Origin of the sequence: Synechococcus sp. A10-1-5-1, assembly GCF_023115425.1 — a bacterium.
GTDB lineage: Bacteria > Cyanobacteriota > Cyanobacteriia > PCC-6307 > Cyanobiaceae > Vulcanococcus.
This window is the reverse complement of sequence record NZ_CP096032.1, coordinates 374,529-391,004: the sequence shown is the minus strand read 5'-3', so window position 1 is coordinate 391,004 and position 16,476 is coordinate 374,529. Positions and strand designations below refer to the sequence as shown.

General features: G+C 60.6%; 24 protein-coding genes. 13 read left to right on the top strand and 11 right to left on the bottom strand.

Annotated features, from left to right (window positions below):
* Positions 1–55: 55 nt before the first annotated feature.
* A complete protein-coding gene (locus MY494_RS02015; RefSeq protein ID WP_247911070.1) occupies positions 56–214 on the top strand; it encodes a hypothetical protein in 159 nt (52 codons plus the stop codon).
* Here the strand turns inward: MY494_RS02015 and MY494_RS02010 are convergent.
* Genes MY494_RS02010 through MY494_RS01990 form a run of 5 tightly spaced genes read right to left on the bottom strand, consistent with a single transcriptional unit; the run spans position 188 to position 3,182 of the window.
* Complete coding sequence (locus MY494_RS02010; protein ID WP_247911069.1) at positions 188–1,312, bottom strand: neutral zinc metallopeptidase; 1,125 nt, start codon at positions 1,310–1,312, stop codon at positions 188–190. The genes MY494_RS02015 and MY494_RS02010 overlap by 27 nt on opposite strands.
* Positions 1,309–1,875 carry a rhomboid family intramembrane serine protease gene (locus tag MY494_RS02005; protein WP_247911068.1) on the bottom strand — a complete coding sequence of 189 codons (567 nt, stop codon included), beginning with the start codon at positions 1,873–1,875 and terminating at the stop codon, positions 1,309–1,311. Before MY494_RS02005 ends, MY494_RS02010 begins: the two co-directional genes overlap by 4 nt.
* Positions 1,872–2,456, bottom strand: coding sequence for a hypothetical protein (locus MY494_RS02000; RefSeq protein ID WP_247911067.1), 585 nt, complete (start codon positions 2,454–2,456; stop codon positions 1,872–1,874). The genes MY494_RS02005 and MY494_RS02000 overlap by 4 nt, the downstream gene beginning before the upstream one ends.
* Positions 2,431–3,006, bottom strand: coding sequence for a PCC domain-containing protein (locus MY494_RS01995; protein WP_247911066.1), 576 nt, complete (start codon positions 3,004–3,006; stop codon positions 2,431–2,433). The genes MY494_RS02000 and MY494_RS01995 overlap by 26 nt, the downstream gene beginning before the upstream one ends.
* A 17-nt stretch (positions 3,007–3,023) precedes the next feature.
* The gene (locus MY494_RS01990) at positions 3,024–3,182 is read right to left on the bottom strand and encodes a hypothetical protein (protein ID WP_247911065.1); all 159 of its coding nucleotides are present in this window, start codon (positions 3,180–3,182) and stop codon (positions 3,024–3,026) included.
* 136 nt (positions 3,183–3,318) lie between these two features.
* On the opposite strand from MY494_RS01990, the gene MY494_RS01985 reads away from it, so the two are divergent.
* The 3 genes from MY494_RS01985 (at position 3,319) to MY494_RS01975 (ending at position 5,461) form a co-directional block, all read left to right on the top strand.
* Positions 3,319–3,510 carry a hypothetical protein gene (locus MY494_RS01985; protein ID WP_247911064.1) on the top strand — a complete coding sequence of 64 codons (192 nt, stop codon included), beginning with the start codon at positions 3,319–3,321 and terminating at the stop codon, positions 3,508–3,510.
* A gap of 146 nt (positions 3,511–3,656) precedes the next feature.
* The gene (locus MY494_RS01980; RefSeq protein WP_247911063.1) at positions 3,657–4,691 is read left to right on the top strand and encodes an SDR family oxidoreductase; all 1,035 of its coding nucleotides are present in this window, start codon (positions 3,657–3,659) and stop codon (positions 4,689–4,691) included.
* A 17-nt stretch (positions 4,692–4,708) separates the two neighbouring features.
* On the top strand, positions 4,709–5,461 hold the full coding sequence (locus tag MY494_RS01975; protein WP_247911918.1) for a sulfite exporter TauE/SafE family protein: 753 nt from the start codon (positions 4,709–4,711) through the stop codon (positions 5,459–5,461).
* Positions 5,462–5,463: 2 nt separating this feature from the next.
* Here MY494_RS01975 and MY494_RS01970 read toward each other — a convergent pair whose 3' ends face one another.
* Entirely contained in the window at positions 5,464–5,664 is a 201-nt protein-coding gene (locus MY494_RS01970) for a hypothetical protein (protein ID WP_247911062.1), read from the bottom strand.
* A 221-nt stretch (positions 5,665–5,885) separates the two neighbouring features.
* On the opposite strand from MY494_RS01970, the gene MY494_RS01965 reads away from it, so the two are divergent.
* Entirely contained in the window at positions 5,886–6,377 is a 492-nt protein-coding gene (locus MY494_RS01965; RefSeq protein ID WP_247911061.1) for a WbuC family cupin fold metalloprotein, read from the top strand.
* A complete protein-coding gene (locus tag MY494_RS01960; protein WP_247911060.1) occupies positions 6,370–7,008 on the top strand; it encodes a hypothetical protein in 639 nt (212 codons plus the stop codon). The genes MY494_RS01965 and MY494_RS01960 overlap by 8 nt, the downstream gene beginning before the upstream one ends.
* On the opposite strand, the gene MY494_RS01955 is transcribed toward MY494_RS01960, so the two are convergent.
* Positions 6,978–7,454: an NUDIX hydrolase gene (locus MY494_RS01955; protein ID WP_247911059.1), complete on the bottom strand. Its 477-nt coding sequence runs from the start codon at positions 7,452–7,454 to the stop codon at positions 6,978–6,980. The genes MY494_RS01960 and MY494_RS01955 overlap by 31 nt on opposite strands.
* A 38-nt stretch (positions 7,455–7,492) precedes the next feature.
* Here MY494_RS01955 and MY494_RS01950 point away from each other — a divergent pair, with 38 nt between their 5' ends.
* The gene (locus tag MY494_RS01950) at positions 7,493–9,022 is read left to right on the top strand and encodes an alpha/beta fold hydrolase (protein WP_247911058.1); all 1,530 of its coding nucleotides are present in this window, start codon (positions 7,493–7,495) and stop codon (positions 9,020–9,022) included.
* Between the two features lie 93 nt (positions 9,023–9,115).
* On the opposite strand, the gene MY494_RS01945 is transcribed toward MY494_RS01950, so the two are convergent.
* The gene (locus MY494_RS01945; protein ID WP_247911057.1) at positions 9,116–9,928 is read right to left on the bottom strand and encodes an ABC transporter ATP-binding protein; all 813 of its coding nucleotides are present in this window, start codon (positions 9,926–9,928) and stop codon (positions 9,116–9,118) included.
* Between the two features lie 55 nt (positions 9,929–9,983).
* Here MY494_RS01945 and MY494_RS01940 point away from each other — a divergent pair, with 55 nt between their 5' ends.
* The 6 genes from MY494_RS01940 (at position 9,984) to MY494_RS01915 (ending at position 14,465) form a co-directional block, all read left to right on the top strand.
* Positions 9,984–10,808: a PAS domain-containing protein gene (locus MY494_RS01940; RefSeq protein ID WP_247911056.1), complete on the top strand. Its 825-nt coding sequence runs from the start codon at positions 9,984–9,986 to the stop codon at positions 10,806–10,808.
* Between the two features lie 257 nt (positions 10,809–11,065).
* Positions 11,066–11,248 carry a hypothetical protein gene (locus MY494_RS01935; protein WP_247911055.1) on the top strand — a complete coding sequence of 61 codons (183 nt, stop codon included), beginning with the start codon at positions 11,066–11,068 and terminating at the stop codon, positions 11,246–11,248.
* 24 nt (positions 11,249–11,272) lie between these two features.
* Complete coding sequence (locus MY494_RS01930; RefSeq protein ID WP_247911054.1) at positions 11,273–11,584, top strand: thioredoxin family protein; 312 nt, start codon at positions 11,273–11,275, stop codon at positions 11,582–11,584.
* Between the two features lie 319 nt (positions 11,585–11,903).
* The gene (gene csaB, locus MY494_RS01925) at positions 11,904–12,947 is read left to right on the top strand and encodes a polysaccharide pyruvyl transferase CsaB (protein ID WP_247911053.1); all 1,044 of its coding nucleotides are present in this window, start codon (positions 11,904–11,906) and stop codon (positions 12,945–12,947) included.
* Positions 12,938–14,140 (top strand): glycosyltransferase family 2 protein, encoded by a 1,203-nt coding sequence (locus tag MY494_RS01920; protein ID WP_247911052.1) that lies wholly within the window; start codon positions 12,938–12,940, stop codon positions 14,138–14,140. The genes csaB and MY494_RS01920 overlap by 10 nt, the downstream gene beginning before the upstream one ends.
* Before the next feature lie 142 nt (positions 14,141–14,282).
* Positions 14,283–14,465, top strand: a complete 183-nt coding sequence (locus MY494_RS01915) for a hypothetical protein (RefSeq protein ID WP_247911051.1) — start codon at positions 14,283–14,285, stop codon at positions 14,463–14,465.
* A gap of 5 nt (positions 14,466–14,470) precedes the next feature.
* Here the strand turns inward: MY494_RS01915 and MY494_RS01910 are convergent, their stop codons facing one another.
* The 3 genes from MY494_RS01910 to MY494_RS01900 all read right to left on the bottom strand — a co-directional run bounded on the left by MY494_RS01910 (position 14,471) and on the right by MY494_RS01900 (position 16,393).
* Positions 14,471–15,031 carry a peroxiredoxin gene (locus tag MY494_RS01910; protein ID WP_371820702.1) on the bottom strand — a complete coding sequence of 187 codons (561 nt, stop codon included), beginning with the start codon at positions 15,029–15,031 and terminating at the stop codon, positions 14,471–14,473.
* Positions 15,032–15,062: 31 nt separating this feature from the next.
* Positions 15,063–15,299 (bottom strand): 50S ribosomal protein L28, encoded by a 237-nt coding sequence (gene rpmB / locus MY494_RS01905; RefSeq protein WP_010317109.1) that lies wholly within the window; start codon positions 15,297–15,299, stop codon positions 15,063–15,065.
* A 62-nt stretch (positions 15,300–15,361) separates the two neighbouring features.
* Complete coding sequence (locus tag MY494_RS01900) at positions 15,362–16,393, bottom strand: mechanosensitive ion channel family protein (protein WP_247911049.1); 1,032 nt, start codon at positions 16,391–16,393, stop codon at positions 15,362–15,364.
* Positions 16,394–16,476 lie beyond the last annotated feature (83 nt).

Below are 16,476 nucleotides of genomic sequence, written 5' to 3'. Positions count from 1 at the left end.
CAGCGCTGGATGGTGCTCACGCCCCACGGTTCGATCCGATCGCTGCACCCCATGCGTGAATCTCGAGTTCGATCGACGTTGTTTGGAACTGGCGGTCGCGGACCTCATACACCTCCCCAGCCAGGATCGAGTGATGGCCCTTGGCCACTTACGCGCCATCGATGCAGCCCTGGCGGAGAAGCTGGCCCTAGAGCTCTTGCTTGAGGGCAGCTAGGTCATTGCAGTCTCTCGAGGCCAGGATCGGAGCCTGACCTTTCCCGTCCCGCCCGATCGGCTGTGGATCGAAATCATCGGCGCTGATGTCAAAGGTGCCGCTGTTGCACCACAGAGTGAGTTGACGTTCGGTGTAGCTGCCTAGGGCACGCCCCTTTCCCTGTTGCATGGCCATCCCAACGCACTGGTCTTGGCTGCCCCAAACGCAGCTGGCCGCGCCCAACAACCCGCCGATCAGGTTCGTGGCAATTTGTTGGCCCCGTTCAATCTCAAAGCGCCGGACCTCGTAGCGGCGCGCTCCAAGTGGTGCATCCCCTGGCTCCTCAGGAAGTCGACGGCTGAAGGTCTCGGAGGTGTCGACCGTCCATTCCCCAATGGATTGCCCTGGTTGGAGTTGGGAGCTCAAGCCCCGGGTCAGCGCCCTAAACCGGTCCTTGGGGTAGCCATGGTGCTGGCGTGAGATGCGCTCGTAATCCCCCATCTCAAACAGAAGATTCGCGGTCTGTGAGAAGTCATCAACCTTCAGGGCGCCAACGTTCATGAGCCAGCCGAGAAAGACACCGGTTCGCCAGTCGGCGGCAAGTTCCTCTTGTTTGACGGTCAGTCCCATGCCGCCACTAAAAGGACCTAGCCCCTTCTCACGGTTGACGTGATGCCCCCATTCATGAGCTAACACGGCGAGATCGAGCAAGAGCAGTGAGGCATCACTGAGTCCCTTGGCAGACCTGACGCTCCTGCGGAGCTCGAGGGCCATGGCGATCTGTTTGCTCGGGGGGCAGTAGAAGGCCATTGGATGCTGGACCCGCTTGATGCCACAGCCATTGGCCGTGTCGCCGGCAAAGAGCAGCTCCGGCTTGACCTGGGTGCCCCAATGGCGATGGAGCAGGTCATGGGCTGCCTTGAGGTAGAGCTTTCGCTGCCCCCCTTCGCGCATCGCATCCACGTTCTGGGCTTCTTTGGCGCTGGCCGGCTCGAGCACAGGCGGCGGCTCCATGCCCGGTGCCCAGGGCTGCGCTGAGGCCCCAAGGCCCATGGCGCTCACCAGGGCGGAAACGCCAAGCCACTGGGGTATGGATTGCCGACGCTTGGTACCTGTCATGGTCTTGATCGCGAGACCGCTGCAGCGGCGAGTAGTCCTCCGGTAAATCCGCCTGCGTGGCCGATCCAGCTCACACCTGCTGGTGTGAACAGTGGCAGCAAGCTTGGCAGGACTCCTCCGTAGAGCACGAGGGTGCTGACGGAGAGGAGCATGCTCAGGGGTCTGCGCTCAAGCCAGCCAATCAGCAAGAGATATCCGAGTAATCCATAGATCACCCCCGAAAGCCCGTGGCTTCCATTGCGCCACCACAGCCAGACCGGGATGGTCGTGATCAATACACCAAACCAGACCGCGACGTAATCGCGCTTGCTTTTGAAGCAGACCAACCAGGAGAGCGGTAAGAACATCGTGCTGTTCGCCAGCAGGTGTCCCCAGCCGCCGTGGCTGAAGGGAGCGGTCAGGATCCCTAGGGCGGAACCGCCGGGAAGCATGGGCAAATTCCACTGCCCTCTGAACAGGATCTGATCGATTCCTTCCTGCAGCCAAGCGATCGCAAGCAGGACCACTGGGATGAGCAGGGCCGCTTTCAGCTCCTGGCCTAGGGGGCGTTCGCTCGGGGTCACGGCCTGAGGAACTGGACATCCATGACGGCCAGGGCTTCATCGGGAAGGCCCAGAAAGGCATTCAGCCAGCCGTCTTGGCAGGGGGAAATGGTGGCCACGCCCACCAGGCGACCCCTGCCCTCGTCATTCAGTGGTTGCCCCTGGCTCCGGTGCCGCCGGCCATGACTGGTGCCGCTGGTCAACGCCGTTTCCACGATGAGATCGGACGCTTGATAAAGGGGGCGACTGGCTGGTCCCAGGGTGAAGCGAAAGCGAGAGCGGAAGGTCAGGTTGACTTCGCCACTGCTGGGGTTCAGGACGCCTTCCAAGCGGTCTGGCTGGATCTGCACGCTGATGCCCGGTGGCAGGGGGACCCCGAAGAGGCGTGCAGTCTGGCTATCGAGTGGGGGAATGGTCAGCCCTTCACAAGGAACCCGCAGTTGCTGTACTCCATGAGCATCCGCTGGTGAGTGGAGAACGAGCCCTCCGCCGCGGGAGGCGTCGTAGTCGAAGGGGGGAAAGCGTCCAATGACCAGCTGACAACGTGCCCCTGTTCGGAGCTGCCAGGTGCTGGTGTCAGGAGCCAGTGCGGAAGCGCTCAAGTTTTCCTTGGCCGTGCCAGTCAGCAAGGTCCTCGTATCCGCCGATCATCGTCCCCTCAATCCAGATTTGGGGCAGCGAACCTGCTTCGGGAGCGGCTTGCTCGAAGGGAATTCCCAGACTGCGGAGCATCCGCATGGCCCGGCTGGACCAGGGGCAACCCTCTGCAACCGCAAGCTTGATGCGCGGTTGTCCCGGGACGGTCGGGCTTCCGGGTTTGTTGGAGCGCTTGAGGAGGCCCACCAACACATCGGCACCCCTCAGGACTTCGCTTCCATGCTCGAGGTGGCCGCCCCACACCTGGCAGTCACCATCGGAGAAGCTCAGATGCAGGTGGACGCCCTTGGGGGAGACGGTTCCTTGCAGGGTGATGATTTCCAGCTCACCGCTGAGCACAGTGGGTTGATTGCTTCCAGGGCAGGCAAACGCTGCTTTGCTGAGGTTGCCGACAACGCTCAGGACAAAACCTTCGGCTAGCTCTTCCTGGGCCAACGCCTCAAGGCTTTTGCGAAGGTCGGCACCCGGACCCAGGTGAATCGCTTTGGGCTCCATGCCGTTCAGGGCTGCACTCAGGCGCCGATTTTTTCACTCGGAACCCACTGAGCCAGGCGCTGTTCATGGCGCACGAGCTGGTAGCGGTTGAAATCCGTCGGAGAGTGGCCGTAGCGGAGCTTGAGCTCGTGCAGTTCTTGGCGCATCGACTGCAGGACGGGGTTGTTTTCGTTCACTCCCAGTGCTCAAACCTAAAATCAATCTTAAGGGTCTTTCTTGGGATGCGCTAGTCCCCCTTGAGACGACTGTGATCAGGTCGCTCTGCCGTGGCTAGGGGTGGGGTTGGACCGTACCCAATGGAGCCCTGTGGAGATGGAACAAGCTTTTTCCGTTGTGACGCATCCCCAGGCGCTGGTTGCGGCTGGGGGTCTTGTTGTTCTGATCACGGCCTTAACCATTGAGCTAACGCTGTTGGCCCGTTTGACCCTCCAGCGATCAGCCGAACCCAAGCCCAATGCGTTGTCGCCTGCGAGCCCTGAATCCTTCGATTGGATGTACGAGTAGTCAGATTGGACCTGTGGCCAAGGGGGGTTGGGTCAAGATGACCAGCCATTGGGGATCACTGTTTCCAACGTGTTTCCCGCTTGGTCGAGGGTGGTCTCCCGTTCGGCACTGTGGCCCTTGGCATCGGTCCTACAGATTCCATTGGCGTGACATCACCGAGAGACGATTCCTGGTCCGTTGATGCGCTGGCTTCAGACGATCGCCGCAGGGTGGTCGATGCCCTGCGCTACGTCGGCCGTGATCTCCACCACCGCTCGTTTTCCGTCACCTCTGAACGAAGGGAGCTCCTTTGGAACGAGATGGATGCGTGTTTGCAGCTCGCCGAGCGCTTGTCTTCCAGCTCTGATTCGCTGGCATCGCTCGAGCAATTTTCCGATCCTGCTGCCTGTCCCTGCACGCTGATCACCGGCGCCTCCAGTGGGATTGGCGCGGCGTTGGCTCATTCCTTTGCCCAGCGCTCAGGGGTCCTGGTGTTGGTGGCACGCCGACAGGAGCGTCTGGACCAATTGGCCGCTGGTCTGGAGCAGCGCTTTGGCATCCGGGTTGTCGCCATGGCCTTGGATCTCAGTGGGCCCAGGGCCGTTGAGCAGCTTCTGGCTCGTGTGGCCGCCCATGGGCTGTGGGTGGAGACCTTGGTGAACAACGCTGGTTTTGGTCTGCGCGGGACCTTCGAGGCTTCTCCCTGGCTGCAGCTTGAGGCCATGCTTCAGCTGATGGTCCAGGTGCCAACGGAGCTGACGCGTCATCTCCTGCCTGAGATGCAGCGGCGCCAGCGGGGAACAGTTTTAAACGTCGCGTCCCTTGCGGGTTTGATTCCTGGACTGCCCGGAAGCACGCTCTACAGCGCGGTGAAGGCCTATCTGATTCGTCTGTCCCAATCCCTCGCGGCGGAGAACGCCGGTTCTGGGGTTCGGGTGATGGCGCTCTGCCCGGGATACGTCCACACGGAATTCCATTCCGTCCTTGGGGTCGAAGAGCGGATGCAGCGTCTACCGGGCGTGTTCTGGATGACGGTTGATCAGCTCGTGCAGCTGACGGAGCGTGGCCTCCAAGACCAGCGTGTTGTCGTCGTCCCAGGACGGCTGAATCGCTTGATTGCAGCCGTGGCTCAGTACCTACCCCTGCCGTGGGCGAACGCTCTCAGTGCGAGCTTCTCTCGGCGGTTTCGGAGTCGTCCTTGAGCATCCCTGAGCTCTGGATGCAGCTGGGGTTGCTGTCTGTCGCGCTGCTGGCCAATGCCCTCTCTGCTCTTGCGGGAGGTGGGGCTGGTTTGGTGCAGTTGCCGGCGCTGATTTTGCTGGGTTTGCCCTTCCCAGTGGCCTTGGCTACCCACAAGGTGGCCAGCGTCTCCCTTGGTGTGGGTGCCAGCCTGCGCCATGCCCGAGAGAGCACCCTGAATGCGCGCCTTTCGGCGCTGATCCTGCTGAGCGGTTTGCCAGGGGTTTGGTTGGGGGCTCGCGCCGTTCTCGCCCTGCCTGCCCAGCTGTCGACAGTGTTGCTCGGGCTCTTGACCATTGCCTTGGGGGGCTATTCCGCTTCTCGCCCGCAACTGGGAGCCAGCTCCCGCGAGTTCCGTTGGACGAGACAGCGAGTGGGTCTGGGCGCGCTCGTTCTCTTTTTGATTGGTTTCCTCAACGGCTCGCTGACCTCGGGGACGGGTCTCTTTGTCACGCTCTGGCTCGTGCGTTGGTTCGGCCTGGATTACGGCAAAGCCGTTCCCCACACATTGATCTTGGTGGGGTTGTTCTGGAACGGAACCGGCGCTCTAACCCTGGGGGTCCAGGGGCAAATCGCTTGGGGCTGGCTTCCCATGCTTTTGCTTGGATCCCTGGCTGGCGGTTACCTGGGGGCCCACTTGGCGCTCAGGCAGGGGTCCCAGCTGGTCAAGCGCGCTTTTGAGCTGCTGTGCTTGTTGATGGGGCTGTCGTTGTTGCTGAAGGCTCTGGCCTGAACTCAGGTCAACCCGTTTGGTTCATCGAGGTTGCCTTCAGCTTCCATGGGATCGCGCCCCTTGCCGGCCATCACCTGGACTTGGCATGCCGGGAACAACTCCTGGGCTGCGATCAAGGCCTGTGCATGGCTCTGGGCATGCATGACCATGCTGGTGACGCCGGCGCAGCCGGTATTGACGATGAGTCGACAAAGAAATCCCAACGGGACCCAGGGTGTGGACGAATGTGCAATCGTCACACTAGCGAGGTTTAACCCCCAAGGGCGGTCAGCAAGCCGACGCTGCAGCTGGTCAGACTTACGGCAATCAGAGGTCGGATCCAATCGGGCATGGCCACTGCTCATGACTCAGCCACAGTCGCTGACCCATCCCAGGCTGTCGGTACGTGTCGCTACCGACCTGTGTTGATTCCTCGTTGTTGTCGATGACTGCGCCTGCGCTCCAATTGATTGATCAAGACCTGTTCGATCAGGTGGCGCTGCGCTCGCGCCAGAGCGATCGCCAACGGATGAATTTCAACCTGCACCAGGAGAGCGATCTGGTGCAGCGTTTCTTGAACGTCATGCAGCCCGGTACTTATGTCAGGCCGCATCGGCACAGCCGTCAGGGAACAGGGGAGGGCTTTGAGTGTTTTGTGGTGCTTCAGGGCTCAATCGGTGTTCTGCTGTTTGACGACAACGGAGTGTGTACTCAGCGCCACCGGCTCGATGCCGCGGGCCCAGTTCGTGGCTTGCAACTCAGCGAGGGATCGTTCCACTCCCTGGTCGCCTTGACGGCCGATACGGTCATCTTTGAGCTCAAACAAGGTCCTTACCAGCCCCTGGCCGACAAAGACTTTCTGGTTGGGTTTCCCCAGGAAGGCGAGCTTGAATCGGTGAACCAGGAAGTCGAGTGGAGGAGCTTGTTTGATGTCTGAGCTCTCGGCCTTCCTGGAATGGAATACGCCCGACCTGCTTGCCGATGACGTCCGAGAGGCCAGCTGCCACTGGTTGGTTCTAAAAGGCCTGGAACTCGACCCGGGTCCCTCCAAGCCCAATGTCGATCTTCAGTCCCTTGTGTTGCCTCTGAAGAGTTGGCAATTGGCGATTTCTACGGCGGCGTTCTACAGCTCAGCCGACCAGCTGAAGCCAGGCACGGTTCAGTTCCGTATCCCCGGTGGTGAGGCCACCACCTTGTTGTTTGCTTTGTTGGGGGAGAGCACTTCTGCTCCGACCAATCCCCTTGAGCCAGCGCAATGGCTGTTTTGGCTCGTCCCCACCGCGAAGTTGCATCCCGATCGCCAATCGATTGGCTTGAACCCCCTGAAGCGTGCCTTTGGTGAGGGTCTGACTTTTGATGCGTTACTGGCACGGCTGCAACCGAAGCGACCGGTGTTTCGCATCGTTCTTGATGGGCAGGACGCCAATCCGCACCCAAGCGATCCCATTGCGGGGCAGGACTTCGAGAGTTACGACGCGGCCTATGACGTCCTTGAGCGCTACTACGCCGATCTTTGTTGCTCCGACGAGCGCAGTTATTACCGCATTGTTGAGCGTCCCCCGGCTTGATATCGGCCTAGGGCTTCCAGTGTTGATTCGGCCAGGGGGCGAGAGGTCTGCAGTTTCGAGCTGAACCCTTGGCCCGACTCCAGAAGCTCCGGTGGGAACAGAGCCAGGTCCTGCCCCTCCATCAAGTCCAGCCGGCAAAGCGGTATCTGCAGAGGTGCACGGAAGACATGACGGATTTTGCTGGGGCTGCGGGAGACGTACCAAGGCTCCACGGAGCCCACCTCCAGCCGGATTTCTTCCCAGAGTTCCCGGCGCAGCGCTTGTTCTGGGGATTCCCCTGGATCGAGGTGACCACCAAACAGACCCCAGCAGCCAGGGGCAACGATTCCTGCAAGGTCATCGCGCAACTGCAGTAGCCAGCAGCCGTCTTTCTCAAGAACAGCCAGTGCGACCTCCACTGGAGCGTCGTGTTGGAGGGAAGAGGACGGGGTGCCGATCGCAGTCATGCCCCGATGATGGAGAGCGGATCGCGGCTGCGCCTGTGTTGAGCTTCCAGTGGTTTCAGCGGCTGAGCCTGGCCCTGCTCGCCGCCGCCTCTCTCCCCTTCACGGCAGCGCCAAGTCGCGCGATTGAAGAGGTTCTGATCGAGCTGCCCCTCTTGCAGACGAGTTTCAGCGTTCGGATCAGCGAGCTGAAAAGCCCCCATGCCCTGATGGCTGGTCGCAGCGACTTGGCGGAATTGGACCGCGCCTCCAATGGCGCAGTCAGCCAGGCCCTGCTTCAGCTGCTTCAGCGGCCAATTCCGATCTCCCTCACCCGATTGGCGGATGGCTCCGTTGGATCACCGCTGTTGGAGCAGGCCCTTCTGGTGGTGTCATCCCTTGGGACCATCGAAGGCCGTCGTCCTGATCTCACCGGCAATACTTTTCGGATGGCTCTGGAGCAAGCCATGGCCAACTCCAACAGTGGTGTTCCAACCCTGGTGGAGCTCATTGAGGCGCTGCCTGGTCAGCGTGTTCGCTTCAACCTTGGACAGGTGCGCACAATCTTGGGCCGGATGCTGGCTCAGCGCGCCCAGGCCAACAGTTTTTTTGCGCAAGCTGATCCCCCTGTTCTGCCTATGGCTCCTGCAAAGGAGACATCTCAATCCGCACGGCAACGTCAGGTTCGTCTTCAAGTCAACCACCGCCCAGAACCGCTGGATGTGCTGCTGCTCGAACCCACTCAACGGCGCAATGGACGCTTGGTCCTGATCTCCCACGGTCTTTGGGACAGCCCAAGGAACTTCGCCTCTTGGGGCACTGTGCTGGCTTCCCGCGGCTACACAGTGGCCTTGCCCCGCCACCCCGGCAGCGACAACAAGGAGCAGGTGCGCATGCTCACCGGCGCCGTTCCACCGCCCAAACCCGTTGAGTTGGGCCTGCGCTTTCGCGACCTCAGTGCTTTGACCGATGCTGTAGCGGCCGGTCAGCTGTCGGGTGTCTCTGGGGTCAACGCCGATGCGGTGGTCGTCATTGGCCACTCATGGGGAGCGACGACGGCGCTGCAGCAGGCGGGATTGGTGCCGCAAGCCGCAAAGCTAAAAAGCCGTTGCCCACAACTGGATGATCCCCAGCGCAATCTGAGTTGGACTCTCCAATGCAGCTGGTTGGATGGCGTGGACCAGGCGGCACTCCAGGATCAACGCGTTGTGGCGGCGGTGGCTGTATCGCCCCCGATGTCATTGCTGTTTGCGATGCCGGAACTGCGCGCCACTAGTGCCCGTCTCCTGGTTGTCAGCGGCACCCATGACTGGGTTGTTCCTCCCGATCCGGAGGCGATTACGCCGATGCGTCAGGCGGTGCCCTTCGGCCACCAGTTGGTCTTGGCCAAGGGCGGCGACCATTTCAACCTGCGGCCTGGTGAACAGGTCAATGGTGGGGTGCTGGGTCCATTGCTCCTGGCCTGGGTCGATGCTGTTTACCAGGCTGGTTCAACGCTCGTTCCACGCCCCGGCGCTGAACCTCTCCTTGGCGCTGGACCCTGGGGCAATGACTCCATTCCGCTGAAGGACATCAGCCCTACCCTTCGCTAGGAACGGTTGAGTTGTTCTACCCATCGCCTGCTGAGGTTGGCTCCGGTTCTATGGCAGCGAAGCCTCCTCACACAGCCCTGACCGGGCTGTTTTTTATGGCTTGATCCCTAGCGGTTTTGATTGCGGTACAGCCTGGCGCCATCCCCCCTGCTGAAGAACAGCAATCGGTGTCTCAAAACAATCACTGAGGCCTTTGCTGGTGAGTCGATCCGCCGCAGCACCATCCGCAACGATGGAGCCTTGCTTGATAAGAACTGCCCGTTGGATCTCCGGAATGACGGCATCCAACTGATGCGTCACCAGCAGCAGTGTGGTGCCCTGCTGGCTCAGCGTTCTGAGTGTTTCAAGCAACTGATGCTTGGCTTTGAAGTCGAGTCCGTTGGTTGGCTCATCGAGAACCAGAACCTCGGGCCTGTGAATCAGTGCCCGGCCTAAGAGCAACCGACGCCGCTGGCCATCCGAGCATTCACCAAAAGGACGACCACAGAGATCGGCTAGACCGATGGCCTCGAGTTGGTTAAACGCCTGTTCCCATTGCTGGCGGTTCGGTTGTTGGGGGCGTCCCAATCCGATCGATCCAAAGAGCCCAGAGAGAACGACCTCTTCAGCGGAGACGCTCGGGATGTATCCAGCTTGAAGATCGCTAGAGACAAAGCCAATCCTTTGGCGAAGTGCCCAGAGATTGACGGTGCTGCTGCCAAAGATGTGAAGCGATGACCCCGGCTTGACCACCGGATAGAGGCTGCGACTGATCAGCTTGATCAAGGTGCTTTTCCCGGCACCGTTGGGACCGAGTAGCACGGTGGGCTCCCCCAGTCGCAGGGTCAGATTCAGGCCGTCGAAGATTCTGCGAGAGCCAAGCCATGCCTCAACGGCGATGGCTTCGAAGTAAGGGACCGCAACCATCTCCTCAGCATCGGCCCTGGAACGACCGATAGGGTTGGTGCCTGGGGAATCTGGAATGCAACCTTTCTTCCTGCTTGAGCCCGGTGATGGTCTGGTGCTCTGCGGGGCGAATGGCCAAGTCAGCCATGTGGATCGCACCGCAATGCATCGCCTGGGGCATCAGTCCCAGGAGTGGTGTGGCCAATTCATTCGCGATTGCTGGCCTCAGCTGGCCGATCTGATCTTCCAAGAACACCGGCGCCTCACGGAGGGACCGCGGGACCATGTCCTCCCTCTCCCCCATCCCACCGGCGTTGAGTTGGCCACTCGAATACGGCTGTTTGCTTGTGACTCTGGTTTTGGTGTTGGCGTGTTGCGGCGTCGTGCCCAGCGTCTTGATGCCTCCCCCGAAGAAACCAACGAAGACGCCTATCGGCGTTTGCTCGAGGGTGTCCTCGACACGGCCCAAGACGCCGTTCTCGTGACCCTGGCCGAGCCGTTGGATGCGCCTGGACCGGTGATTGTTTATGCCAATCAATCGCTCTTGGAGCAAACGGGCTACGCACTCCATGAGGTCCTTGGCCGGAGTCCGCGTTTGTTCCAAGGACCTGAGACATCGCGGGACAGTACGGCTGCCCTGCGGGCGGCCATGGATCAGTGGAAGCCGGCCACCATGCAGGTGATTAATTACCGGCGTGATCAATCCACCTGTTGGATCGAGCTCAAGGTCTCGCCCTTGGCTGATTCCACCGGCTGGTACACCCACTGGGTTTCCGTGCAACGGGATGTCACCGACCGCGTGCTGCTGGAGCGCCAGCTCGCTCAAGAGGCAAGGGCTTTGGCCGACAAACTCGATACCAAGCAGGAAGTGACTGGTCTCAATGCGGATCTCTCGCCCTAGAGCCAGCTGCGGCAGGGCCGATCCCTGACCTGACACCTGCAAGCTGAGTCCTGCTTTACGTCTCTTTACAATTGAGACACTGGGTTTGGTCCTTTGCTGTCCCGCGTCGCGATTGATTTCGTCAGCACGGTCTTTGGCCTGCCCTTGCGTCAGCTGGTGCTGGCCTGCAGCTTTGCCCCTGCCTATCTGCCGGTTCCCGTTCTGCGTTGACATCCCCCTGATTGCGGCCATCGTTGCGGCAGCGATTCGCCAGGGAGATGCACAGCCTTCCATTTTTGGGTGACGAGCGCGTCAAGGTCACCTGCGATATCCGCCGCGTCCACTTAGCTCGCCTCGACGCACTGAAGGAGGAATGGGGTTTGCCATCTCGGGCGGCTGCATTGCAACGTCTTCTCGATGTTTGTTTCTTGGGTGAGATCAGCTTCGATCAATGCCTCTAAGTTTCTGAGGTTGCAGCAGACGACATGGCGTTAACGGTCCTCAAGTTCAGTTCCGAGGATTGCGGCACATGCCATCGGATGAGCCACTACGACGCGAAAGTGGTCGAAGAACTGGGTTGCATCTTTGTCAGTGTGATGCTGCAGGACACCGAGACCTATCGGAAGTACCGCAAGATTCTTCTGGCGCAGTACCCGAATAAGGAGGGCATGGGCTGGCCGACCTATCTCCTCGTGGAGAATCTCGAGGCCGAGTTCACGATCCACGGGGAGCTGAAAGGAGGGATGCCCAAAGGGGATTTCAGAACTCGTCTTTCAGCACTGTTGCCCAACCTTTGAAATTTCTTCCGTTCTGGCGGTTGTGCCTCGGATCGGCTGACGCTCTAGTGACGTAGGTCCTCATGGCTGAATGTCGGATTTACAGCAGATCCCTGCTTGGATTCATCGGGGGTGCCGTATCGCTCTTATGGCCCATCCCCAACAACCCCATTGCTTTGAAATCCGTCACAGCAGTGGCTTGTTTTTGGGAACAACCGCATCGCTTGATCATGCGCGTGAATTGATCGATCAGGAACTTCCTTTGCTGCGTCAACGGCTTGTGGCAGCGGCCTAGGCGATTTCCATCGATGCGAAACTGGTGATCGCGCGATGCAGTGGTGTGCCCCAGTCTGTTTTGCTCTGCGGCTACTACGGCGAACACAACCTGGGGGATGACGCACTCCTGCAGGCGCTGCTGGGAGAGCTTCCTGAGTCCCTAACCCCCGTTGTCACGGCCTTTGATGAAGTCGAGGTTCAGCAACGGCATCGCGTTGAGACCGTCCAACGGCGAGATCTGAAGGCTGTTCTCGCTCGTCTGCGCTCCTGCCAGGCACTGGTGTTAGGTGGCGGCAGCCTGCTGCAGGACAGCACCAGCTTCAACAGCCTCCTTTATTACGGCGCCTTGCTCACGGCGGCGCGCCTGCAGGGGAAACCTGTCGTCCTCTGGGCCCAGGGCCTGGGTCCGCTCAAGCGCAGACGCAGTCGCGCGTTGGTCCGTCTGCTTTTGCGGATGACCACTGCCGTTAGTTGGCGTGATCCCGAATCGGCAACCTTGGCTCGCGGTTTGGGCTGTGATGCCGAGCATGCTGGCGATGCGGTTTGGTTGCTGCCGCCGCAGCAATGGCTTGGCCGTGGCGGTCCGATCGTTGTCTGTTGGCGTCCGACCCCCCTGCTCCAGGGGACCGATTGGAGTCCCTATCTCGAGGCCCTCGATCAGCTCGCTTCCCAGGCGGATCGCGAGGTGCTCTGGCTTCCGTTCCACCGCGAGCAGGACGGTTCGCTTCTGGAGCAGCTGCGCAGCGAAGGGTTGATGCCTGAGGGGTTATCCCGGCGTAGCCGCCAACTCAGCGCTGGCCATCCCAGGGAGGCGATGGCGGTGTTCCGCTCTTCTGGCCTAGTGCTAGCGATGCGGCTGCATGCCCTGATCTTGGCTGCCCTCTCCGGTGCTCCAGTCAGTGCTCTGAGCTATGACCCCAAGGTCAAGGCCTGTGCTGATCAGTTGCGTTGCGATGCCTTGGATGTGGCCTGTAGCAGGTCGGCATCCGAGTGCCTGCAGCAGTGGAGCCGAAGCTTGGATCAACCTCCAGCGAGCTCAGTGATTGCCTCGATTCGCTCGACCTTGGAGCTGCATCGGCGGATTCTGAAGAGCGCCCTATGCCGCTGATCCTCTGTCTGGCTAGCGCCAGCAGTGCCTGCTTGCTGCTGTTGTTGCTGGCCCTCGAGCTGCAACTGGGCCGCGCACCGAGGCTGGGCGCGAGTGGCTCGCAGGAACGGCCCAGCGGCTGTAGCTGGTTGCGGATCCTGGTGCCCGCCTACAACGAGCACGACAACATCACGGACTGTCTCGGAGCCATCGTCGCTGCACTACCGCCTGATTGGCCGATCGAGCTGGTGGTGATCGACGATGCCTCTAGCGATGACACCCAGGCCTTGGCCGACTCGGCGCGCCTGGCCTGCCTGCGCACGGATTTGAGCTGGAGAGTCGTGCAAGCCGGACCACGTCCCGGCGGTGAGCGTTGGTCGGGCAAAAACTGGCCGGCAAGCGTGGGGGCTGATTTGTCTTGGCCCGGCGGCGATGCCTCCAGCCAGTGGTTGCTTTTCCTGGATGCCGATGTGCGTTTACGCCCGGGTGTCATCGAGGCCGCCCTTCAAGAGGCCTGCTCGCAAGGCAGTGACCTACTGACCCTGGCTCCGCGCCTGGAATGCAGTTGTTTGGCGGAATGGTTGGTCCAGCCAATCGTGGCGACGTTGCTCGGCCTTGGCTTCCCGATTCGCCGCAGCAATGACCCCGACGATCCAACCGCTTTTGCGGCGGGGCCCTTCATGCTCTTTCGCTATTCCAGCTACCTAGCCATTGGTGGTCACCGTGGAGTGGCCTCGGAAGTGGTTGAGGATCTCGCCCTGGCGCGCAAGATCAAGCAAGCGAATCTGCGCTTGCGGTATTTGCTGGGTGTGGATCTTGTCGACCTGCAGATGTATCGCTCGCTGGCTGCCCTCTGGGAAGGCTGGACCAAAAACTGGTTCTTGGGGGTGGATCGCAATTGGTTCAAGGCGGCAGGGAGCGTAGGCGTCGTGCTTCTTTTGTTCGCGGGGCCTTGGGTCGCTGCTGCTCTGTTGCTTCTCCAGCAACTGTTGGGGGGAGCAGTGATGCCGCTCACGGCCATCACTGTCGGGGCGTCATTGGTTTTGGTTTTGGCGATTCGTCTTTGGAGTTCCTGGCGCTTTGGCACGCCGATCCGCTTTTGGTGGCTTAGCTGGCTGGGTGCGTTCTTGATTGCAGCCATCGTTCCGGCCAGCATCTGGAAGACGACCACGGGCCGTGGCTGGACCTGGCGGGGACGTTTGCTCGAGGGCTAGGTGTCAACGGATGTGCGCGTCTCTGGTGCACTCCAGTTGTTCCCCCTTCGGCCGTTCGCACAACCGCCATCGGTTGAGTCGAAGCACCTATGGCACGGGCTATCCAGCCGAGCCACTCTCTGCTCGTTCCTCCTGCACACCCATGGCCCAGTCCCCTGTGTTGGTTGATCCTCAAGGTGGAGCCATCTACCAACTGCGCTCCAGCGAAGGAGATCTCTTCCAGGTTTGCTTCGAAGGAAGCTGCCTCTACTGCGACAGCCTTCCTGTTGGCCAGGCGCATCTGCGCTTGATGGAGGAGAAGCACTCTCGATTGTCTGTTGGCTGAGGGACTCAGCTTTTCGCTTGAAGTTGCTCCAAGCGTTCGAGGATCTCCCTGCTGTGACCCAGTGGCCTGACTGCGAGCCAGGTTTCTTTGAGTACCCCCTCTGGGTCAATGAGGAACGTGTGCCGTTGGGAGAAGGGAGGAATCCAGCTGCCATAGCGCTTGCTGATTTGGCCTCCGGGATCCGAGAGAAGCGGGTAGGTGAGGGCCTCACTGCCGCAGAACTCCTTGTGGGAGTCCGTGTCGTCGGCGCTAATGCCGACGACCTCGGCATTGAGAGCGTGGAACCGCTGAAGATCCCGTTGAAACCCTTTGGCTTCAATCGTGCAGCCTTCGGTGAAATCGCGGGGATAGAAGTAGAGGACGAGCCACTGGCCTTGGAAGTCCCTCAGGCTTCGCTCCGCTTCGATGGCGCCGTCGCCGCCGGGGACCACTCCTGAGAGCATGAAATCTGGAGCCGGCTCACCAAGATCCGGCAGGGTGCCACCCATTGAAAAAGCCTGTTGGGGTCTTCCCAACAGGCCGAGGGCCGCAGCACCGAAGGAGAGGAGCAGATCGCGGCGGTTCAAGAGCATCCTGAGGAACTCTCAGGATTGAAGCTCAGATCTTGGCCAGGTTGATGCCCAGCTGCTTGGCATAGGCGCCCAGACCCTTCTTCTGGATGGTCTTCAGGGCGCGGGTGGAGACCCGCAGCTTGACGTAGCGGTTGCCTTCGGCCCACCACAGCCGGCGCTCTTGCAGGTTGACCTGCTGAAGCTTCTTGGTGCGGATGTGGGAGTGCGAGACGGCCATGCCGTTGTTGGCGCGCTTGCCGGTGAGTTGGCAGACCCGGGACATGACCGTCTTCTAAAAACACAACATTGGGCATTTTGCCCAAGCGCCGATCATAGCAAGTGGGGTCACACCCCAGTCTCCAAAGCGTTGTGCAGGTGCAGGGTCTGGGTCGGGAAGGCAAATTCAATGCCCTCCTTGGCGAAGCGCTGAACAATGTCGAGATTGATCCGTTGCTGCGCTTCCATCGCCTGGATGTAGTTGTTCGAGGGAACGAAATACACCAGCTCAAAATCGAGGCTGCTGCTGTTAAACGCCACAAAATGGGCCCGGTCGAAGCGGGCATCACCGCCCTGCTCAACGATGGCTTTCAGAAGGCCTGGAATCCGCTCCAATGTGGAGTGGCTGGTGTCATAGGTCACCCCCAATCGATAGATCAGCCGCCGCTCTTGCATTTCCCCGTAGTTCGCCACCACCGAACTGGTGAGCGCGCTGTTGCTCATCACGATGGCTTCACCGTTGACGCTGCGCAGACGGGTGGAGCGAACCCCGACCCGATCCACCGTTCCCCAGACCTCGCCCACGTTGATGAACTGCCCGGGTTGGAAGGGCTTGTCCAGCAGGATCGTGATGTACTCAAAAAACTCAGAGACCGGCTGCTTCAAGGCCAAACCTGCTCCGATGCCACCAGCGCTGAGCAGGGCCCAGATCGCAGCCATCTGGACGCCAATGTTCTGCAGATAGAGAACAGTGCCGATGCTCCAGACCAGGGCGCGAAGCATTGGGGCAAGCGCCCGAAGCATGTTTCCGACTGCAGGATCTCCGCTGTGAACAGCGGAGCGTTGCAGCAGGCGCAGGCTGATGCGGTTGACCAGCCGCACCAGGAAGATCACGAGGATCAGCTTGGCGATCGTGAAGACCACTCGATCCGCCTCGGGAGGCGTTGGCACGAGCCACCAGGCCCAGCTGGCGCTGATCACCCAGCCCAGGATCGGGATGGTGTCAACGATGACCTGAACGATGAAGTCGTCGGTTTCACTCCTCGTTTTTCGTGTCAAGCGACCGAAAAATGCTCCAAAGACCCGGGCGGCGAGAAGCGATAGCAGCCCCCCTCCAAGCAGAGCCGCCAGGGCAGGCGCGAGTGTCCACAACGAGGTCATCAGCAGCAGCGACGTCATGCGATGGCACCACTGTCTCGTGCTGCGTCAACCCCCTGACAGATCCACTGAGTACCCGTAAGAGT

Bases quoted from the DNA above. Each gene is read 5' to 3' on its own strand.
- MY494_RS02010 (WP_247911069.1), bottom strand. From the start codon at position 1,312: ATGACAGGTACCAAGCGTCGGCAATCCATACCCCAGTGGCTTGGCGTT.
- MY494_RS01995 (WP_247911066.1), bottom strand. From the start codon at position 3,006: ATGGAGCCCAAAGCGATTCACCTGGGTCCGGGTGCCGACCTTCGCAAA.
- MY494_RS01985 (WP_247911064.1), top strand. From the start codon at position 3,319: ATGGAACAAGCTTTTTCCGTTGTGACGCATCCCCAGGCGCTGGTTGCG.
- MY494_RS01975 (WP_247911918.1), top strand. From the start codon at position 4,709: ATGCAGCTGGGGTTGCTGTCTGTCGCGCTGCTGGCCAATGCCCTCTCT.
- MY494_RS01965 (WP_247911061.1), top strand. From the start codon at position 5,886: ATGACTGCGCCTGCGCTCCAATTGATTGATCAAGACCTGTTCGATCAG.
- MY494_RS01960 (WP_247911060.1), top strand. From the start codon at position 6,370: ATGTCTGAGCTCTCGGCCTTCCTGGAATGGAATACGCCCGACCTGCTT.
- MY494_RS01955 (WP_247911059.1), bottom strand. From the start codon at position 7,454: ATGACTGCGATCGGCACCCCGTCCTCTTCCCTCCAACACGACGCTCCA.
- MY494_RS01945 (WP_247911057.1), bottom strand. From the start codon at position 9,928: ATGGTTGCGGTCCCTTACTTCGAAGCCATCGCCGTTGAGGCATGGCTT.
- MY494_RS01940 (WP_247911056.1), top strand. From the start codon at position 9,984: ATGCAACCTTTCTTCCTGCTTGAGCCCGGTGATGGTCTGGTGCTCTGC.
- MY494_RS01935 (WP_247911055.1), top strand. From the start codon at position 11,066: ATGCACAGCCTTCCATTTTTGGGTGACGAGCGCGTCAAGGTCACCTGC.
- MY494_RS01930 (WP_247911054.1), top strand. From the start codon at position 11,273: ATGGCGTTAACGGTCCTCAAGTTCAGTTCCGAGGATTGCGGCACATGC.
- MY494_RS01920 (WP_247911052.1), top strand. From the start codon at position 12,938: ATGCCGCTGATCCTCTGTCTGGCTAGCGCCAGCAGTGCCTGCTTGCTG.
- MY494_RS01915 (WP_247911051.1), top strand. From the start codon at position 14,283: ATGGCCCAGTCCCCTGTGTTGGTTGATCCTCAAGGTGGAGCCATCTAC.
- rpmB (WP_010317109.1), bottom strand. From the start codon at position 15,299: ATGTCCCGGGTCTGCCAACTCACCGGCAAGCGCGCCAACAACGGCATG.
- MY494_RS01900 (WP_247911049.1), bottom strand. From the start codon at position 16,393: ATGACCTCGTTGTGGACACTCGCGCCTGCCCTGGCGGCTCTGCTTGGA.